We start from the raw sequence: 17,313 nt of genomic DNA on the forward strand, positions 1-17,313 counted from the left end.
AAGATAAAGTAAATGGCATCTAACCCTTTTAAATAACTTTTTGATCCCCTGAAATGATAAATAATGAGAAAAAATCATGATCGCATGTATTCACATACAATGGAATTACCAAGGCAGATTGTTGTAGGTGAAAAAAATATTAGTGAGTTTGGAGAATTTCTACATAATCTAACTAAACCAAAGAAAGTTTCTCTAATTTCAGGAATTCACGTTAAAAAAATCATTAAACAAAGAGTTGAAAAATCATTAAAATTTAAAAAAATCAAATTTACTTGGCATACATCAAAAGATAATCAGATCAACACTTTAAATGAAATTCAAAAAGAGGTGAAAAAAGATCGTAGTGATGTAATAATTGGTATAGGTGGCGGTCGTTCTGTAGATACAGCAAAACTAATTGCCTTTAATTTAGATATTTCATTTGTTAGTGTGCCTACGGCAGCATCACATGATGGAATGGCAAGTCCATTTGTTTCAATAAAAAGTGACAAACCCCATTCAATTATTGCAACAGCTCCTTTAGGTGTTTTTGTAGATATAGACATAATCAAAAAAGCACCCGCCAGATTACTTGCAAGTGGATGTGGGGATCTTGTGGCAAACATATGTGCAGTAAAAGATTGGAAATTGGGACGTGATAAAACTGGAGAGTATTATGGGAGATATTCAGCAAATTTGGCCATAATGAGTGCAAAGATAGTAATGGAAAAATCAAGTCATTATGCAAAGAAAGGACTTGATGCAAGAGTAATTGTAGAGGCTCTCATTAGTGCAGGAGTTGCATCTTGTATTGCTGGAAGCAGTAGACCATGTTCTGGTGCAGAACATCTCTTTTCTCATGCACTAGATAAAATTGCACCTGGAAAAGGACTTCATGGTGAAAAATGTGGATTGGGCGCAATAATGATTACAAAACTTCAAGGTCAAGATTGGAAAAAAATTATAAAAACACTAAAAGATGTAGGAGCTCCAACAACCGCAAAACAAATTGGTTTAAACGAAGAGCAAATCATAGATGCACTAATGATTGCGCAAGACTTGAGGCCTGAAAGATATACAATTCTAAAAGAAATAGAAATGACAGAAAGAAGAGCAAGAAATCTTGCAAAGTCTAGTAAAGTGATTTAATTTAAGCAGTTTTTTGTTTAGATACTTCTTCTTTTGGTTCAGGTACTTCTTTTGGTTCAGATTTCTTTTCTTGAGTTTTTTTATTAATATGTGTCTCAACAAAGTGTATCTTTTCCAAAATTGGAACAAATTTAAAAATATCTAGCTGGATAAAATGTTTCATAATTTGTAAACCATCAGCACGTAAAATTTCTTCAGGTATTACGATATTTACTTCTTTATCCTTCAAATCAAACGAAATTTTTGTGTCTTCTACCGGAAGTCTATTTTTAAGAATTGAGTCAATTTTATCACTTGGGGATTCAAGTGATTGTATAACATTTACATCAAAAACAATTGTTTTTCCTGCATATCGATGGTTGTAATCTATTTGAACTCTACCAGAACCAATAAAACGAATAATTCCTCTTTTATTATCAACTTCAATAGTATCACCTACTGAAACTTTTTCTGCATCTTCTCCCAATTTCCTAACAGGTATCATTCTAACTTTGCCAGCATCTCTTTCACCAAAACCTTTGTCAGGTGTTACTTCAACAACTAGTTTATCCCCAACTGAGGTTTTTGCAAGTGCTTCATCCAATCCTTTCAGAACAGGATAAGATATTTCACCAATAGAAACTAGTTTTGGTTGATATTTGACATTTTGTTCATGAATAGAATATTTTTTTGCATTTTCTTCAATGGTTGTATCAAAAACCTCGTTACTGTCTTTTACCGTTGCAGTATAATCAATTAGAATTAATGAGCCTTTATTGAAAGTCAATGTGTTCGGTCTCGAATTTCCTTATATTAAGTTAACATGATTTTAAAGAGCTTTTAGTTTTTCTTCTGCAGTCTTCAGTCCCACTTGAGCATCTACATCATATCCCATCATTGTTAAGGTGGATGAAATTGCGGAGATTGTTCTCATTACATGATAGGGACTAACTTCTCCCATACATCCAACTCGGAATACTTTACCTTTAAGATTTCCAAATCCACCTGCAACTAATACTTTGAATTTATCAGCTAGTGTATTTCTGAAAGTTTTGTCTTCAAGTCCATCCAAATAATTCAATGCTACAATTGAAATTGAACGATCCTCTTCTTTAGCAAATGGAGAAAGACCCATTGCACTCAATCCAGAATATAACGCATCAGAACAAACCTTGTGACGTTTAAAGACATTTTGTAATCCTTCTTCCAACATTATGGATAATGCTTCTCGGTATGCATAAAGTAATGGAAGTGCAGGTGTAAAAGGAGTATGTTTTTCCTCATCATAATATTTGAAATATCTTGCTAAATTGAAATACATTGTTGGTGGTGGATTTGCTATCATGTATTTTTTGGCTTTAGCGCTAACAGAAATTGGCGAAATACCTGGTGGGGCAGCAATTGCTTTTTGTGCACCAGTCATGCATACATCAATATTCCATTTATCAACTGGAAGTTGTGCACCACCAAGTAATGAAACAGAATCTACAACATAGAATGCGTCATTTCTTGATGTTAAATCAGATACTTTATCAAGATAATTTACCATTGTCCCTGTTGAAGTTTCATTGTGAACAACATAGAAAGCTTTGACATCTTTATTATTATCAAATGCTTCTTTTACTTGATCAAAAGTTGCATTTTGCCCTGGTGGGGTTTGAAGTTTTATAACATTAGTTCCTTGATTCTCAATTAATTGTGACAGTCTGCCACTAAATTCTCCATTAATTGGAATGATAATTTTATCGCCTTTTTTAACTAAATTTACTACACCTGCTTCTACTGCACCAGTTCCAGATGCAGATAAAGCAACAATATCATTTTGTGTTTCAAAAACTTGTTGGGTTTTTTTCACAACATCAGTGTATAATTCAACAAAATCATCACTTCTATGATTAATTATAGGTGCAAGCATTGCTCTCATTACTCTATTAGGTACATTTGTTGGACCAGGAAGCATTGAAAGATATTCCATATGTTATCTGTGTCAATACAATATGGGGTTTATTTATAATTAGAGATTTTTTAAATGCTCTTTAGCACTAGTATTTATCAAGAAATTCTTTGTACCTTCAGGAACAAGATCCTCCCATTTTTGATCGCTAACAATTAGATCTCGGATATTGGTTCCAGATAATTTATCTCTGTTCAAAAATGGAATAGAAACAACTTGAGTTGTTCTTTTAGAATACAGATGTTTTGTTAACTCATCATTAGAAAAAATTATATCAAATTTTGGAACTATTGTATCTATTTTCTCAATCCATTTTACATGATTGTCTACATCAGGGATAAAAAAAATAGAAATGTTCTCTTTCATTGAATCATCAATTGAGGATAGAATCATTTCTTTTCGCTCTTCAGCAGTAAATGGATTATTTTTTTCTATGGGTTTGTTAGAACTGCCCAAGCCTACCCATAATTTATCAACTTTTGATAATGCAAAACGTAAAGCTTCAAGATGACCTAAATGAAAAGGTTGGAATCTTCCTATCAATAAGCCATTCATAAATAGATATAGAAGGACTGTTTTTAAAAACTATCATAAAGAGTAATTATCAAAAACAATTGTGGATTTTCTAAAAATCAATGGAGCATATGGTGAGGGTGGTGGACAAATTATCCGCTCGGCTATTATACTTTCATGTATCACTAAACAACCAATTCATCTAGAAAATATTAGAGAAAATAGAAAAATTCCGGGAATAAGACCACAACATCTTACTGCAATAATAATTCTTCAAAAGATAGCAAACGCTAAAGTTATCGGAGCAGAGATTGGATCTACAGAATTAAAATTTATTCCAAATAATATTGAAAGTTTAGAATTAGTTGAAGATGTAAGAACAGCTGGAAGTATTTCATTAATTTTACAAGTTTTGATTCCTGTTGTTGCTATTTCTCAAAAAAAACTTAATTTAATAATTAAAGGTGGAACAGATGTTCTTTGGAGTCCTACAATTGATTATACTCAACATGTTCTAAGAGAAGCATATTCTAGAATGGGAATAAAATTTTCACTTAAATTAACTAAACGTGGATATTATTCAAGAGGAGGAGGAGAAATTTGTTTACAAGTATATCCTTCACATTTAAAATCAATATCATTTACAAAAAGAACAACTAATAATGTAAAATTGATTTGTACATTTTCAAAAATATCAGAAGAGAAGATTAAGGATCAAATTGAATGGATTAAAAGAAAATTAGTTGATAAGAATTTTATTGTTGAGATTAAAATAAAAAATCAAGAAGCAATTGATTCAGGGGCATCGTTGCTGATTTATAGTATTGATGAAAATTCAATTATAGGAGTTGATACGTTATTTGATAAAAAAATGCAAAGATTTGATGTAGAATTTGGTAAATTTATAAATTCTTTGGCAGTAGACGATAATTTAGCAGACATGTTGGTTGTTCCCGCAAGTTTAGGAAATGAAAAAACAACATTTCAAGTTAGAGAAATTACAAAACATTTGGAAACAAATTTGTTTGTAACATCAAAAATTACAGGTTGTAAATATGGAGTTAGGAAGATAAACGGAGGATTTGAGATAATTATTAAAGGAATTTCAGACTCCAGCATCAAGTAATGATGCAAAAAATAGTATTGCAACTGACAAAACTACAGTAATTTCTCCTAGAATTATTATTTTTTTCCTTAATTTTTGAATTTCAGGTGCTAACATTTGGTTAGACATGATTTTAACTTCTATATCTTTACGAATAACTCGTACATGAATTATATAAGTTACAATCAGTGCAACGACAAGTATTATTTTAATTATTAGAAATGTGCCATAACTTGTTCCAACAAGCAAATCCGGTTTACTAAGAAGGGCATATGAGCTATACAATCCAGTTGCCATGAGAATAATTAATGACGGAACTGCAATTTTGTTAAATCGTCTTCCAACACGAATCATTATTTGCATTCTTTCTTCAACAGAGTTGCTCAACGTTTTTAGAAGTGGTGAGAATACAATTCCAATGAAAAGGGAGCCTCCAACCCATATTGCTGCAGAAACAAGATGAATCCAAGTAAGAATAGCTTGTTCTATTGCACTCATAGATTATTCTATTTTAATTCAAATATTATGTATTTGGATCTTGACAACCTTTTTTAGTTGTGCAAATCTGTAGACATTGAAATGGCACTTCAAAGCAAAATGACAGTTTATGCGGCAATTGGTGGAGTCTTTGCGTTAATGGGTGGAATTGTTTTCTTTACATCGGACAATGTTGACCTTGAACAAGTTAAAATTGAATTAACAAATGTAGAATTGAGAGAGATAAACTTGGAAAACAATCAAGTAAAAATGGATGTTACATTTTTGATAAAAAATCCAAGTGATACAACATTAACCGTTTCAACAATAGATTATCAGCTTTATGGTAATGGAGTATTATTGGGTTCAGGGTTATATTCCACAGCTGATATTGCTATGCCAGGAAGAGCAGCAATTTATTCAGGCGCAGAAGTTCCTTTGAAAAATATGTTTATTCTAAGTAAATCTGATGTAAATTCGGAAATCTATGAGGATATGATAAATGATAAAATTACTAGTTTTACAGCTGAAGGGATGATTATTACACAAACTTCATGGAGTGAATCTGAGAAAGAATTCAAAACTGGTTACTAATTAAAAAGTGGGCCGAGTGAGATTCGAACTCACGATCACTGCCGTGTCGAGGCAGTATCCTAACCAGCTAGACTACCGGCCCATTGAAGTACAAGACATGAGGGGGAATTATTAACGTTTAACAAAAGAATGAATAAAAAGAAAAGAGGAATAAAATAGATGACTAGTGATTTTACTGAAGAGGAGAAAAGAGGTTTCTACAAAGCAATTTATTCAAGAAGAGATGTGAGATCACATTTTACCTCAAGACCTATTGAAGACGATATTTTATCAAAAATTCTTCATGCTGCACATCATGCTCCATCAGTAGGATTTTCTCAACCGTGGAATTTTGTTTTAATAAAAAATATTGAAACAAAAAAGAAAATCAAAGAATCATTTAACAAAGAGAAAAATCGTTCATCACAATTAATAGAAAATCCAAAAAAATCAGAATATCTTTCATTTAAGTTAGAAGGAATTTTAGAATCGCCGGTAAATCTTTGTGTAACTTATGATCCTACAAAATTTGGTCCATTTGTAATTGGTAGATCAAGTATTCCAGAAGCTGGTCTGTATAGTGTATGTTGTGCAATTCAAAATTTGTGGTTATCAGCAAGAACAGAAGGTGTTGGTCTTGGATGGGTAAGTATACTGTCAAATGAAATGCTAAAAAAAACTCTAGAATTACCAGACCATGTTATTCCTGTTGCATACTTGTGTTTAGGGTATGTAGAAGATTTTGCAGAAAAACCAGATCTTGAAAATGTAGGTTGGTTACCAAGACTTGATTTGAAAGATGTAATATACTTTGAAAAATGGAATGATAAAGAAAATGAAAATTGGAAAAGTATTCAAAATATGATCAAAGAAAATATGGATTACGCTTAAATAATTAAGAATGTTTTTTTTGCTGGGTTTGTGGCGCAGAGTCAATTTGACGCGAAACATGGATAGCGCAGTAGCCTCCTAAGTTACAGGTCGAGGGATCGAAGCCCTCCAAACCCGTTTTGTTTCAAATTTTTATTGGAATTTAAATATAGAGACAATTAGTTGTAAATATGAAAATAGTTGTAATTTCTGGTAGTCCAAGAAAAAATTCTAATACACAAATAATTATGAGATATGTCTATGAATATGTTAAATCAAAAAACCAAGAAACAAAATTAATTAATCTTTCTGAAGGTCAAATTGAATGTTATAGAGGACCAGATGAAGAATATAACGATATTACAAAGGCAGCAGTTGATGATATTACAAATGCAGATGTATGGTTAATTGGTACACCGATCTATAACTCATTTTTTAGTTCAGCATTAAAAAATCTGTTTGAATATATCAATTATAAAAAAACTCTGGGAAAAGTTGCAGGGATTACAATTTTGGGCGCTGGTACAATTGGTTTTATAAATGTTCAAACGTTGGTTACACAATTATTATCATATTTCAGAGTAATAACAAACCCAAAACCAGTATTTCTTACTACAGAATGTATTACTGAAAATTCTTTTTCAGATACAGATGGACAGAAAAAACTAAAAGAAATGGTAGACGAAACTTTACAAATAGCTTCTAAATTATATCGAAACTAGTGTATTGATATGTTAAAGATAATCTAAAATAAAAGATCTATTCGTTTTTAAAAAAATAAAACCAAAATATTAACATTATATGGTAACGAAATTAATGAGTTTGAAAAAAGATCCAACAGAATTGTGTTCATGTAAATGTCATTATGGAGGAGCAGTTAGTTGTCCTAGCTGTAAGAAAAATCATGGCATAGAGTGTTCTCACTGCAAAAATTAGATATAGTTATTTTCTTTTAGAGGCTAACATTTTAAGATTAGTCAATTCTGCTTTTAATGATTCAATTTGAACAAGTGTTTGTAAATTTAAAATTTCTTGGTTTAATCTTTCAATTTCACCATCTTTTAGTTTTACAAATTCCTTTAAGCTATTAAGTTCGGTAGATAATTCAGATTGAACTTGTTTTATTTCTGAAAGACCTATTTGATTACCACTAGTTGTTGTTTGAATAGTTTGTGTATTAATCAAGCTTTTTTTTTCAGTTCTAGCATGAGAAGGAGCATGATTGTGCATGTAATCGGTGCTTTTTTGAGATATCCAACATGTAAAAACCATAAACCATGTTATTGGAACAGCCATCAGAAATACGAAATCCAGCACTGGTGATAAATCCCAAAATGCCCAAAGTCCTGTAAGTACAGCTGCAAAAATTCCTGTAGAAACAGTGGCCAAATGATTTCCCAAATATCCCATATTTGTTCTAAAAATTCATTATTTATAATGGTAATGCTAAAAATCATAAAAAGATATAATTAAAAAGAAAAAAGAGCAGAATTTATTCGTCTTCTTCAGAGGCAGTAGTTGTTTTGGGCATGTCAGATTGTAAGATTTGGATCTTTTGTAATAGTTCGGTTCTCAGATCTCGTGCCACTCTTCTTACAGTAGGTCTTGGAACACCAAGTTCATCAACAACTTTGGTGTAGATATCCTGCTTGTCGGTTACCCCTTTGTCAAGATAAGAATTAATTGCTTCTTTAATTATCGTGCTTTGGTTTGTACGATTCAACGAATTCTAAATTTTAATTGTTCTATATAAGACTATAACTTTCTAAATTTTAGAATTATAATATTTAATAAATCCAAATTTTGACTTTGAAAAAAAGAAAATTCTTAAAAAGTTTTTACATATAGCATATCTACAAGAAATGTTTGGCGTGTATGAATTTTTTAAAATACATTAAAAATCTGTAAGAAATTTTGAAGAATTTTTCACAAGACTCTTATGATATAATTATATTTGATCTTTTGTTGGTCACAGTAAATATAGAAACTAACTTAGGAAAAATATCGTTTAAACTTTTGCCTGAGTTGGCTCCTGAAACTGTAAGAAATTTTGAAAAATTAGCTAAAGATGGATTCTACAATGGAACTCTTTTTCACAGAGTAATTCCTGGATTCATGATTCAAGGTGGTGATCCTAATACTAAGACCAATAACAAAGGTTCATGGGGAATGGGTGGACCAGGATACAACATAAAGGCTGAATTCAATTCAAGATCTCATTTACGTGGCATAGTTTCCATGGCTAGATCACAAGATCCAGATAGTGCAGGTTCACAGTTTTTCATAGTAACATCTGACAGTACATTCCTAGACAGACAATATACTGTTTTTGGTGAAGTAATTCAAGGAATGGATGTTGCAGATAAAATTGTAAATCTTCAAAGAGATGGTAATGACTGCCCTTTAGAAAAAGTATCTATGATTAGTGTAACAGTGGAATAAATGGAAGTAAAGATCTTTGGTTTTTTAGTAATTTTATTGATAATATCTATAATTCCTATGGTTAACGCACAAATTTCAGTGGGAGAAAAAGCCGTACAGAGATCTGTTGAAGTGGTCATAAATTCAGCAGGTGACGTTCACGTTAAGCATGTGATAAACCCAGCAAACACACCAAAACAGGTTGAATTAGTTAATGGAACCATCTCAAATATTCAAGTAACAAATGAACATGGTAAAGAACAACAATTCTCAGTTATTGGAGCCAATAATGGGGTATTGATAATGCCATCTAATGAAAATTCTATTTTAAAATACAATATTGAAGATGCACTCATTCAAGAAAATAATGTTTTGGCATGGAATTTTAGATATCTTGAAACAACTTCGTTTATTTTGCCTGAAGAGGTTGATCTGATTTTTGCAAATGGTAGTCCGGTATACTTGGATGAAAAAAAAGGAATTACATGTCATGGATGCCAAATGGTTTTAGAATATTCTATCAATGAACCAAAAATTTTAGAAAATGTGAAATGGGAGGAAAAACAGTTTATAGTAGAAATTAACAGTCACTCTAATATTGAAAAATTTAATTTTGATCAACCAACAAAAAGTATTACTTTTAATGTCTCTGATGAAGATAGATTTGTAACAACATTAATTCCATTGGAATTGTTATGGAAACCATATTCAGTATTTCTTAATGATGAAAAAATTTATTTTCATGAATATAACAACAACGGAACTCATGTTTGGCTTAATATGAAACCGGAAACATCGGGAGAAATTGTAATCATAGGAACTACAGCAATTCCTGAATTTCCTATTATTGCTCCACTTGTAATAGGATTTTTAATGGTATTTTTGGTACCATTTATTCAAAAATTCAATCTCCACTAGAACCACAACTACAAAAGCCATATTCATCGATTCGGACATCACAAACAGGGCATTTTTCTCCATATTCTACTTCCCATGGTTCTTTCCCAAAAAGTTTGAAATGGTCATCAATTTCCAAGGGAATCTCCCTTTTCTTTTCCAATAATTTGTATATGTATTACAATTATACATACATTGTTGGAGAATAATTCATGAAAATTGAATGCAGTTGTCATTGTATAAAATGCAAAAGTATTGAACTTGAATCAAATAGAGTTGGACAAGTGGAAGATGACGGATATTTTGATATGCATCATACTTGTAAACAATGTAATACTCATTTTGATCATTTAGATGGTGAAGTTTTTTCTAACTGTGAAAAATGTAATTATTATTTTAGTTAGTTACTAGTAGTTCTTGAGTAAAATAATGGGTTCTATTTTCACTAGAATTTTTCATAATTTCTTTATTTAAAGCCATTTTTGCTAAAGCTTTCGATACATCCAATGGGCCTGTAGCCCACCCATATTCTCTGAGTTGTTGTACAGTTTCAGTGACTGTTCTTGGAGAATCAAAGAATCTACTTGTCTCTAAAATTCTTAATTTTGATTTAATTTCATGAGGGGTAATGTATCTTGGTTCATTAAATTCTGGCTCATATGCTTCAGCATCATCTAGATGTTCTAGACCAAAGTGAGTGTTGTGCCCAGATTCAGTTGGTTTTTGAATGGAATCGGTTTCATAAACGATTTTTGCTTGATTATCTGGTAAATGCTGTGAAATGTTATCAATGATTTCTCCCAAGGTTTGATTATCTACATAAAAATCTCTAGAGTCAACCTCAATCTCATTTTCCCCTAGCTTAAGTTTGATTCTTGCCACTACAGATAATCACATAGTTTTGATTTATTCTGTTAGATCTAATGTGCTTAAAGATTAGATCAAAACTTTTACACAATTTATTGGGATTTTTTCCCTTTTGATTTAAAATGTAAATTTGAAAATGTTAGTTATGAAATCGTCCAAAAAGGTAGGTATAATTCTATTTTTACTAGGTATGAGCATTTTTGGATATTCACAATATGCCTCTGCGTCACAAATAGGTATGAGTATTTCTCAAAGTGAATTATTAGATAAAACTGAAAATGGTTCAAACTACAATGTTGAATTACGTTTTGAAAATCCGTCATTACTAACAATGACTGCAGGAGAAACTGAATTTTTTGTAATAGCTAATGATGAGATCATTGGAAAAGGTCAGTTAGAGATATTTACATTATATCCATTAAACCATACTTTTGTTAAAGGTACTTTTCATACAGATCCTAATACAAACGAAGAATCACAATTGGTAAAGATTACAGGGGTAACAAAATATGATCTAGTTGTTGCATCTATTGAGGTTCCATTTGTATATTATCCAACACAGGAACAGGCAAGGGAATTTATACATTAAAATTAGTTTCTTACCAAATGCTTACTGTTTTTGGTTCAACAGCACTAGATACTATCAGAACTCCAAGAAAAACATTGAAGAATATTCTAGGTGGGGCAGCAACATTTGCAGCAATTTCAGCAAGTAATTTTGTAGACACAGGATTAATTGCAGTTGTTGGAAAAGATTTCCCAGGACAATATCATAAAATTTTATCCAAGTATCTTGACTTACAAGGATTGACTATTAAAGACGGTAAAACATTTCGTTATGATGGTAAATATGATGATACATTAAGTACTAGATCAACGTTAAAAACAGAGTTAAACGTACTTGCAAATTTTAAAGCAACCGTACCTGAGGCTTATAGAAGCTCTCAATTTGTATATCTTGCTAACAATGATCCTGAACAAAACATTTCATTGATCAAAGAATTTGATAAAGTAAAATTTTCAATGTGTGATACAATAGATTTTTGGATTTCTACAAAACGAGAGGCAGTAATTAAAATGATTAAAGCTGTAGATGCAGTTGTAATTAATGATGATGAAGCAAAACTCCTCACAAAAGAATTCAATTTGATAAAATGTGCAAAAAAAATGATGCGATGGGGAGCAAAATATGTGATTATCAAAAAGGGAGAACATGGTTCCTTGATGTTTTATGATGATATGATTTTTCCAACGGCAGGTTTTTCGTTAGAAGATGTTGTGGATCCAACAGGTGCAGGAGATTCTTTTGCAGGTGCGATGATAGGATATCTAGCAAGTAAGAAATCAACTAGCGTATCAGATATTAAAAAAGCTGCAGTTTATGGAAATGTGTTAGGATCATTTGCAGTTGAAAGATATGGTTTAGATGGCCTGCTAAAGATAAAAAATGGTGATATTACAAAACGAGTTAAGAGTTATGAAAAGATGATTCGATTCTAAAAAGATTTAAGTTCAATTATTTCTCAAATTAATTTACAATTGTCAAAAGAAATGTTTGAAAAAGACAAAGATAGGTTAGATACAATTTTCAAACTTCAGGAAAACCTGTCTAATATGATGAAATTAGATAGATATCCTAAAGACTCTGAAGGTAGAATTTCTGCTTTATGCACTGCAATAATCCATGAAGCAGTAGAGTTACAAAGGACAACTAACTGGAAATGGTGGAAATCACCAGTTGAATTCGATCATGCAGAAGCAAGAGAAGAATTAATTGATATCTGGCATTTTGTTGTACAGGCATCTTTAGAGTTAAATCTTACCCCAGATACTATTTTGGAAGAATATAAAAAGAAAAATGAAATCAATCTAGAAAGACAGAGAAATAGTTATTAAAAAAAATTAATTTTATTCAAAATTGTTTCATAGTTAGTTTCGTTGATTAAATTTACAAGAGTTACATTATTTTGGAAATATTGTATTTTAGATTGTGAAACAGAAAGATATGGATACGGACTAGTTGAATTTATTATTCTTTTATTCTTATCAATTCCATTTTTGTGTAATTCAAATAAAGAATGACCAGCTTTATGGCCAGAAACATCTTTTCCACAAACTATGAGAGTTTTAATTTTTTGGTTTTTATTGACATATTCAATAATTGAATCAATTCCCTTATTTTCAGAAAAAAGTCTTCCTACTATTGAAATGTTATTTAGAATTTCAGAATTTGCAAACTTTTTGAGTAAATTCATGCTTGAAAGAGTGCATATCGCTATTGAAGATTCATGGTCACCAAAGTAGCACTCCTCAGGTATTGGCAATATGATTTTGCATAATTCTCCAATAATCTCATCTATAACATTCACAGTAATTCATGAATAGATTTACTAATAAATTCAATATCTTTTTGAGTTACTTTTGGATGAACTGGTAAAGATAGAACATGTGCAGCAGCCCAATCAGTAACTGAAAGTTTAGTTTTTATATTGTAAAAGGGGGTTTTGTGAACTGGTGTGGAATAATAAGATGCTGCACCTATTCCCTTTTGATTTAATTTTTTCAAAAGATTATTGCGCTTTTTAGTTGCAATTGTATAAAGATACCAATTAACATGTTCATTTTTTTTCTGATGCGGAAGTATAACTTTAAGATCAGATAGTAATGTTGTTAAGAGTTCTGCGTTCTTCTTTCTAGATTTTAAAAAATTTGGAAGTTTTTTCATTTGTACAGTAGCAATTGCTGCACTAATTTCAGGTAATCGTAAATTCAATCCTAAAATTCTAGTATCATATCCATTAACCATTCCATGATTTCTAACCATTAGTAGTTTCTCTCTAAGTTTTTTATCATTAGTTGCAATAAAACCACCTTCACCTGAGGTCATTACTTTTGCGGGATACATACTCCAACACCCCATTTCAAAGAAAGTACCAGCATGTTTTCCTTTATATGTACTTCCTAAGGATTGGGCAGAGTCTTCAATTATTGGAAGATTGTGTTTTTTTGAAATTTCAGATAATCTTTCTATATTAGATATATTTCCATAAAGATGAACTGGGATAATTGCACGTGTTTTTTTTGTAATTTTTTTTTCTAGATCAGCAGGGTCTATTGTATAATTCTCTTTTGAGATATCAACAAAGACAGGTTTTGCTCCAGTTGAAACAATAGCATTTGCAGTTGCAACAAAAGTAAACGACGGTATTAAAATTTCATCATCTTTTTTTATATCTAGTGCATAAAGAGCAGTTTGTAATGCAGCAGTACCCGAGTTAACTGCAACCACATATTTTGATTTTACAAAAGTGGCTACAGATTTTTCAAAAGCTTGAACGTGTGGTCCTCCATTCTTAGCTGCGGAAGTTAAAACGCCATTTTTAAGAATAGATGTAACCACAGATATCTCTTCTTTATCTATTATTGGCGTATTAATTGCAATTTTCAATAATTGATGTTTTTCATTCTAGTCTATAAATCTCCTGAAATAAACATGAATTTTTATATTTCAAAATTTGTCAATCGACATTATGAAATCTCGACATCTAGAAAAATCTGACTCAAGTTACAAAGTCTATCTATATGTTTTCTATATTTGTGGATTCGTTATGTTATCAACTCTAGTTTTTGGTGTGTATGTTACTATGACAGAATGGATAGAAAATGGAACTTATGTTATGGGGGAAGCAATTCATAATACAGCTGTTCCATTTGAAAATTTTGCTAGAGTATCAACTTGGATATTTTTTTCTACAATAATTGGATGGTATTGTGTTTCAAGAATAGGTTGGAGAAGGACTGCAGGAGATAAAATAGTTGGAACAAAGATGGCATTACTTCAGCTAATGTTGTTAGGATTTTCCATAATCACAATATATGAAGTACTGTACAATTTTACAGTATTAAATGCACAAATAACTGCAGGAATCATTAATGGTCTAGTTCCAGATATAGATAAATTGTCTGTTGCTTATCCAGATCCAGACAGACCATGGAATTTGGTTTTTGCAACCAAAGTATTCCTTGCAGCTTTTATTATCAGTGCTCATGCATTTTATCTTAGTACAAAGCCTAGGAAAAGTCTAGACGAATCAAAATCATAAATACATTGTAGGTTTTTGGATTAATTTGTATTAAAAAAACTATTTCTGATATGTAGAGATAATTTGAATATGATGGTATTTGAATCTAATAAAAAAGAATTAAAATGTAAAAACTAGAATAATTCTTGTTCATCATGACAGGTTAAAAAATATGAGTAAAAAGCACGCAATAAAAAAAGATGCAAAATTGTGGAACTGAATTTTAATACTTAAGATGATTTAAGAAAACACAAGAAAAATTGCAAAATAGATTTTAGGAAATTATGTTGATAAATCAGATTCGCATTTTGGCGATCTTTTAAGTGCTTTTTGAATGGCTTCTAAATTTTTTATTTCATTTTTAGAATTCAATGTTAGGATTTGAATCATTTCTGAGCCTAATTGAACTGATTGTTCAGGTAACGTTTCTAAAAATTTTTCTAATCCTTTCTTATAACTTTCAATTAATTCTAATCCCTCTTCAAGAGTCATAATTATTGAAAATTTATCTTCTATTCAAAGCTTACAAATTAAATTAATATTTTAAATAACTTTATACGTTTACTTTTAAAAAGTTGTTTTGATTTGGATATAACAGAAAAGATAGATCTAATGGAAAGATCACCAACGGAAGAAATAGTAACACATAATGAATTAGTCGAATTATTCAAAACGAATTCATCACCCAAACATTACATTGGATTAGAAATTTCTGGATTTTTGCATCTTGGTAGTTTGATCAGTACTGGTTTCAAAATTAATGATTTTATAAAAGCAGGTGTAAAATGTACAGTTTTTCTTGCAGATTGGCACACCCTTATTAACGATAAACTTGGGGGAGATTGGGAAGCTATATCCAAAGTTTCAAAATATTATCACGATGCTTTCAAGTTAGTTTGTCCAGATGTAGAAATTGTTTTGGGATCAAAATTATATGAAGAAAAAAGAGAGTATTGGTCAGATCTTGTTAAATTTACAAAACATATGTCGATTGCCAGAACAATGAGAACACTTACAATTATGGGTCGTTCTGAGGATGATAAAAAAATTGATGTGGCTAAATTACTTTATCCTGCAATGCAAGCAGTTGATATTCATTCTTTGGATGTAGATATAGCTCATGCTGGAATGGATCAGAGAAAGATCCACATGTTAGTCAGAGAAATTTTTCCTAAAATGAAATGGAGAGTTCCTGTTGCAATTCATCATAAACTGTTACCAGGACTTTCAAAACCTACTGGAATGAGTGATTCTCAGATATTAGGCAAGATGAGTAAATCAGATCCAAATTCAGGTATATTTATTCACAATACAGATGAGGAAATAAAGAAAAAGATCAGTAAAGCATGGTGTGAGGAGGCAAATATTCAAAATAATCCATTGTTGGAAATTGCAAGAACTTTAATTCTACATGAATTTGATGAAATTAATGTAGAAAGACCTGAGAAATTTGGTGGTAATGTATCATATTCAGATTATACACAATTGGAAACAGACTTCGTTGAAAAAAAATTGCATCCAGGTGATTTGAAACAGACAGTGGGAAATTATTTGGTGAAAATAATTTCGCCAATTCGAGATAAACTCAATTTGCATGAAGAAATTTTTGAGGTTATAAAGAAAAGCTATTAAACTTTGAGATTAGGATTAGTTTGTTCTTCTAAATTATATTTTGATTTGTATCCTCTTGGATTAATCATTAGATCTTTGTAAGTATATGTTGAAGAGTTTCCAATTATTACTGTAGTGATCATACCTAATTGGTCAGAGTAATTTGGTAAATTCTCTAAATTAGTTATAACAATAGTTTCAGAGTCTCTGAATGCTCCTTTAATTATTGCAACAGGAGTTGTAGGTTTCCTGTATTTCAGAAGAATTTTTCTAGTATCTTGTAATTGATGAATTCTCTTTTTACTGGCAGGGTTATAAATTACAATTACAAAATCACCTTGTGCTGCAGACTCAACTCTTTTTTCTATAATTTCCCATGGAACCAACAAATCACTCATACTAACAACTGCAAAGTCAGTCATTAATGGCGAACCAATTAATGATGCACATGAATTGAGTGCAGATACGCCTGGAATTATTTCAACTTGCAGGTCATCTTTAGGATCCCAACCGCTCTCAGCAAGTGTTTCATAAATTAATCCAGCCATACCATAAATTCCAGGATCTCCACTTGAGACCAACGATACTATTTTTCCAGATTTTGCAAGATCAATACATTGATGAGCTCTTTCAACTTCTTGTGTCATTGCATAACGATAAACAGTTTTACCTTCAATGAGATCTTGGACTAAATTCACATAAGTTTCATATCCAACAATTGTGTCACTTTTAGCAATAACTTCTTTTGCTCTAAATGTCATATGATCGTGATGGCCAGGGCCAACACCAACAATGTGGAGTTTACCAGTCAATTTTAAAATAATTTTTTACTTAAG

The 17,313-nt window shown here is 31.0% G+C and carries 25 protein-coding genes and 2 tRNA genes; 14 read left to right on the forward strand and 13 right to left on the reverse strand.

The window, feature by feature from the left end; all coding sequences use genetic code 11:
* Positions 1-63 precede the first annotated feature (63 nt).
* The gene (locus OEM44_02115; protein MDH3515597.1) at positions 64-1,128 is read left to right on the forward strand and encodes a sn-glycerol-1-phosphate dehydrogenase; all 1,065 of its coding nucleotides are present in this window, start codon (positions 64-66) and stop codon (positions 1,126-1,128) included.
* Position 1,129: 1 nt separating this feature from the next.
* Here OEM44_02115 and OEM44_02120 read toward each other — a convergent pair whose 3' ends face one another.
* From OEM44_02120 to OEM44_02130, 3 genes are read right to left on the reverse strand one after another with little or no spacing between them, the layout of a single operon-like run.
* Positions 1,130-1,894 carry an FKBP-type peptidyl-prolyl cis-trans isomerase gene (locus OEM44_02120; protein MDH3515598.1) on the reverse strand — a complete coding sequence of 255 codons (765 nt, stop codon included), beginning with the start codon at positions 1,892-1,894 and terminating at the stop codon, positions 1,130-1,132.
* Positions 1,895-1,936: 42 nt separating this feature from the next.
* A complete protein-coding gene (locus OEM44_02125) occupies positions 1,937-3,082 on the reverse strand; it encodes an alanine--glyoxylate aminotransferase family protein (GenBank protein ID MDH3515599.1) in 1,146 nt (381 codons plus the stop codon).
* 39 nt (positions 3,083-3,121) lie between these two features.
* Entirely contained in the window at positions 3,122-3,616 is a 495-nt protein-coding gene (locus OEM44_02130) for a nicotinamide-nucleotide adenylyltransferase (GenBank protein MDH3515600.1), read from the reverse strand.
* A gap of 61 nt (positions 3,617-3,677) precedes the next feature.
* Between OEM44_02130 and rtcA the strand changes: the two genes are divergently transcribed.
* Positions 3,678-4,700, forward strand: coding sequence for an RNA 3'-terminal phosphate cyclase (rtcA, locus tag OEM44_02135; GenBank protein ID MDH3515601.1), 1,023 nt, complete (start codon positions 3,678-3,680; stop codon positions 4,698-4,700).
* Here rtcA and OEM44_02140 read toward each other — a convergent pair.
* On the reverse strand, positions 4,680-5,177 hold the full coding sequence (locus OEM44_02140) for a CopD family protein (GenBank protein MDH3515602.1): 498 nt from the start codon (positions 5,175-5,177) through the stop codon (positions 4,680-4,682). The genes rtcA and OEM44_02140 overlap by 21 nt on opposite strands.
* 81 nt (positions 5,178-5,258) lie before the next feature.
* On the opposite strand from OEM44_02140, the gene OEM44_02145 reads away from it, so the two are divergent.
* Entirely contained in the window at positions 5,259-5,750 is a 492-nt protein-coding gene (locus OEM44_02145; GenBank protein MDH3515603.1) for a hypothetical protein, read from the forward strand.
* An 8-nt stretch (positions 5,751-5,758) separates the two neighbouring features.
* Here the strand turns inward: OEM44_02145 and OEM44_02150 are convergent.
* Positions 5,759-5,832 (reverse strand) — tRNA-Val (locus OEM44_02150).
* A 77-nt stretch (positions 5,833-5,909) separates the two neighbouring features.
* On the opposite strand from OEM44_02150, the gene bluB reads away from it, so the two are divergent.
* The 3 genes from bluB to OEM44_02165 all read left to right on the forward strand — a co-directional run bounded on the left by bluB (position 5,910) and on the right by OEM44_02165 (position 7,321).
* Positions 5,910-6,620: a 5,6-dimethylbenzimidazole synthase gene (gene bluB / locus OEM44_02155; protein ID MDH3515604.1), complete on the forward strand. Its 711-nt coding sequence runs from the start codon at positions 5,910-5,912 to the stop codon at positions 6,618-6,620.
* A 24-nt stretch (positions 6,621-6,644) separates the two neighbouring features.
* Positions 6,645-6,737, forward strand: a tRNA-Arg gene (locus OEM44_02160).
* Positions 6,738-6,790: 53 nt separating this feature from the next.
* Positions 6,791-7,321 (forward strand): NAD(P)H-dependent oxidoreductase, encoded by a 531-nt coding sequence (locus tag OEM44_02165; GenBank protein MDH3515605.1) that lies wholly within the window; start codon positions 6,791-6,793, stop codon positions 7,319-7,321.
* Positions 7,322-7,541: 220 nt separating this feature from the next.
* Here OEM44_02165 and OEM44_02170 read toward each other — a convergent pair whose 3' ends face one another.
* Together OEM44_02170 and OEM44_02175 are read right to left on the reverse strand one after the other, a co-directional pair.
* Positions 7,542-8,009, reverse strand: coding sequence for a hypothetical protein (locus tag OEM44_02170; protein MDH3515606.1), 468 nt, complete (start codon positions 8,007-8,009; stop codon positions 7,542-7,544).
* 82 nt (positions 8,010-8,091) lie between these two features.
* A complete protein-coding gene (locus OEM44_02175; protein ID MDH3515607.1) occupies positions 8,092-8,322 on the reverse strand; it encodes a hypothetical protein in 231 nt (76 codons plus the stop codon).
* Between the two features lie 242 nt (positions 8,323-8,564).
* Between OEM44_02175 and OEM44_02180 the strand changes: the two genes are divergently transcribed.
* Both OEM44_02180 and OEM44_02185 read left to right on the forward strand, forming a co-directional pair.
* Positions 8,565-9,041, forward strand: coding sequence for a peptidylprolyl isomerase (locus tag OEM44_02180; GenBank protein ID MDH3515608.1), 477 nt, complete (start codon positions 8,565-8,567; stop codon positions 9,039-9,041).
* The gene (locus OEM44_02185) at positions 9,042-9,938 is read left to right on the forward strand and encodes a hypothetical protein (protein MDH3515609.1); all 897 of its coding nucleotides are present in this window, start codon (positions 9,042-9,044) and stop codon (positions 9,936-9,938) included.
* On the opposite strand, the gene OEM44_02190 is transcribed toward OEM44_02185, so the two are convergent.
* Positions 9,925-10,056, reverse strand: coding sequence for a hypothetical protein (locus tag OEM44_02190; protein ID MDH3515610.1), 132 nt, complete (start codon positions 10,054-10,056; stop codon positions 9,925-9,927). The two genes, OEM44_02185 and OEM44_02190, sit on opposite strands and share 14 nt — an antisense overlap.
* A gap of 73 nt (positions 10,057-10,129) precedes the next feature.
* On the opposite strand from OEM44_02190, the gene OEM44_02195 reads away from it, so the two are divergent.
* Complete coding sequence (locus OEM44_02195) at positions 10,130-10,321, forward strand: hypothetical protein (GenBank protein MDH3515611.1); 192 nt, start codon at positions 10,130-10,132, stop codon at positions 10,319-10,321.
* Here the strand turns inward: OEM44_02195 and OEM44_02200 are convergent.
* A complete protein-coding gene (locus tag OEM44_02200) occupies positions 10,314-10,799 on the reverse strand; it encodes a hypothetical protein (GenBank protein MDH3515612.1) in 486 nt (161 codons plus the stop codon). The two genes, OEM44_02195 and OEM44_02200, sit on opposite strands and share 8 nt — an antisense overlap.
* A 130-nt stretch (positions 10,800-10,929) precedes the next feature.
* On the opposite strand from OEM44_02200, the gene OEM44_02205 reads away from it, so the two are divergent.
* The 3 genes from OEM44_02205 to OEM44_02215 are packed head-to-tail and all read left to right on the forward strand — an operon-like array spanning position 10,930 to position 12,680.
* Positions 10,930-11,373 (forward strand): hypothetical protein, encoded by a 444-nt coding sequence (locus OEM44_02205; protein ID MDH3515613.1) that lies wholly within the window; start codon positions 10,930-10,932, stop codon positions 11,371-11,373.
* Positions 11,374-11,390: 17 nt separating this feature from the next.
* Complete coding sequence (locus OEM44_02210) at positions 11,391-12,284, forward strand: PfkB family carbohydrate kinase (protein MDH3515614.1); 894 nt, start codon at positions 11,391-11,393, stop codon at positions 12,282-12,284.
* Positions 12,285-12,323: 39 nt separating this feature from the next.
* On the forward strand, positions 12,324-12,680 hold the full coding sequence (locus OEM44_02215) for a dUTPase (GenBank protein MDH3515615.1): 357 nt from the start codon (positions 12,324-12,326) through the stop codon (positions 12,678-12,680).
* Here the strand turns inward: OEM44_02215 and OEM44_02220 are convergent.
* Both OEM44_02220 and OEM44_02225 read right to left on the reverse strand, forming a co-directional pair.
* Complete coding sequence (locus tag OEM44_02220; GenBank protein ID MDH3515616.1) at positions 12,677-13,153, reverse strand: tetrahydromethanopterin S-methyltransferase subunit A; 477 nt, start codon at positions 13,151-13,153, stop codon at positions 12,677-12,679. The two genes, OEM44_02215 and OEM44_02220, sit on opposite strands and share 4 nt — an antisense overlap.
* Positions 13,150-14,232, reverse strand: coding sequence for a DegT/DnrJ/EryC1/StrS family aminotransferase (locus tag OEM44_02225; GenBank protein ID MDH3515617.1), 1,083 nt, complete (start codon positions 14,230-14,232; stop codon positions 13,150-13,152). Before OEM44_02225 ends, OEM44_02220 begins: the two co-directional genes overlap by 4 nt.
* An 82-nt stretch (positions 14,233-14,314) precedes the next feature.
* Between OEM44_02225 and OEM44_02230 the strand changes: the two genes are divergently transcribed.
* Positions 14,315-14,887 (forward strand): hypothetical protein, encoded by a 573-nt coding sequence (locus OEM44_02230; GenBank protein MDH3515618.1) that lies wholly within the window; start codon positions 14,315-14,317, stop codon positions 14,885-14,887.
* A gap of 261 nt (positions 14,888-15,148) precedes the next feature.
* Here the strand turns inward: OEM44_02230 and OEM44_02235 are convergent, their stop codons facing one another.
* Positions 15,149-15,358 carry a hypothetical protein gene (locus OEM44_02235; GenBank protein ID MDH3515619.1) on the reverse strand — a complete coding sequence of 70 codons (210 nt, stop codon included), beginning with the start codon at positions 15,356-15,358 and terminating at the stop codon, positions 15,149-15,151.
* A gap of 93 nt (positions 15,359-15,451) precedes the next feature.
* On the opposite strand from OEM44_02235, the gene OEM44_02240 reads away from it, so the two are divergent.
* Positions 15,452-16,498: a tyrosine--tRNA ligase gene (locus OEM44_02240; GenBank protein MDH3515620.1), complete on the forward strand. Its 1,047-nt coding sequence runs from the start codon at positions 15,452-15,454 to the stop codon at positions 16,496-16,498.
* Here OEM44_02240 and cobJ read toward each other — a convergent pair.
* On the reverse strand, positions 16,495-17,289 hold the full coding sequence (cobJ, locus tag OEM44_02245; GenBank protein MDH3515621.1) for a precorrin-3B C(17)-methyltransferase: 795 nt from the start codon (positions 17,287-17,289) through the stop codon (positions 16,495-16,497). The genes OEM44_02240 and cobJ overlap by 4 nt on opposite strands.
* Positions 17,290-17,313: the final 24 nt, after the last annotated feature.

The organism is Nitrosopumilus sp. (assembly GCA_029862745.1).
In the GTDB taxonomy this organism is placed as follows: Archaea; Thermoproteota; Nitrososphaeria; order Nitrososphaerales; family Nitrosopumilaceae; genus Nitrosopumilus.

What these genes read in the sequence shown, in the direction of transcription:
- OEM44_02125 (MDH3515599.1), bottom strand. Translation starts at nt 3,082, where the DNA reads ATGGAATATCTTTCAATGCTTCCTGGTCCAACAAATGTACCTAATAGA.
- OEM44_02235 (MDH3515619.1), bottom strand. Translation starts at nt 15,358, where the DNA reads ATGACTCTTGAAGAGGGATTAGAATTAATTGAAAGTTATAAGAAAGGA.
- bluB (MDH3515604.1), top strand. Translation starts at nt 5,910, where the DNA reads ATGACTAGTGATTTTACTGAAGAGGAGAAAAGAGGTTTCTACAAAGCA.
- OEM44_02145 (MDH3515603.1), top strand. Translation starts at nt 5,259, where the DNA reads ATGGCACTTCAAAGCAAAATGACAGTTTATGCGGCAATTGGTGGAGTC.
- OEM44_02115 (MDH3515597.1), top strand. Translation starts at nt 64, where the DNA reads ATGAGAAAAAATCATGATCGCATGTATTCACATACAATGGAATTACCA.
- OEM44_02165 (MDH3515605.1), top strand. Translation starts at nt 6,791, where the DNA reads ATGAAAATAGTTGTAATTTCTGGTAGTCCAAGAAAAAATTCTAATACA.
- OEM44_02210 (MDH3515614.1), top strand. Translation starts at nt 11,391, where the DNA reads ATGCTTACTGTTTTTGGTTCAACAGCACTAGATACTATCAGAACTCCA.
- OEM44_02130 (MDH3515600.1), bottom strand. Translation starts at nt 3,616, where the DNA reads ATGAATGGCTTATTGATAGGAAGATTCCAACCTTTTCATTTAGGTCAT.
- OEM44_02185 (MDH3515609.1), top strand. Translation starts at nt 9,042, where the DNA reads ATGGAAGTAAAGATCTTTGGTTTTTTAGTAATTTTATTGATAATATCT.
- OEM44_02205 (MDH3515613.1), top strand. Translation starts at nt 10,930, where the DNA reads ATGAAATCGTCCAAAAAGGTAGGTATAATTCTATTTTTACTAGGTATG.
- OEM44_02170 (MDH3515606.1), bottom strand. Translation starts at nt 8,009, where the DNA reads ATGGGATATTTGGGAAATCATTTGGCCACTGTTTCTACAGGAATTTTT.
- OEM44_02230 (MDH3515618.1), top strand. Translation starts at nt 14,315, where the DNA reads ATGAAATCTCGACATCTAGAAAAATCTGACTCAAGTTACAAAGTCTAT.
- OEM44_02195 (MDH3515611.1), top strand. Translation starts at nt 10,130, where the DNA reads ATGAAAATTGAATGCAGTTGTCATTGTATAAAATGCAAAAGTATTGAA.
- OEM44_02140 (MDH3515602.1), bottom strand. Translation starts at nt 5,177, where the DNA reads ATGAGTGCAATAGAACAAGCTATTCTTACTTGGATTCATCTTGTTTCT.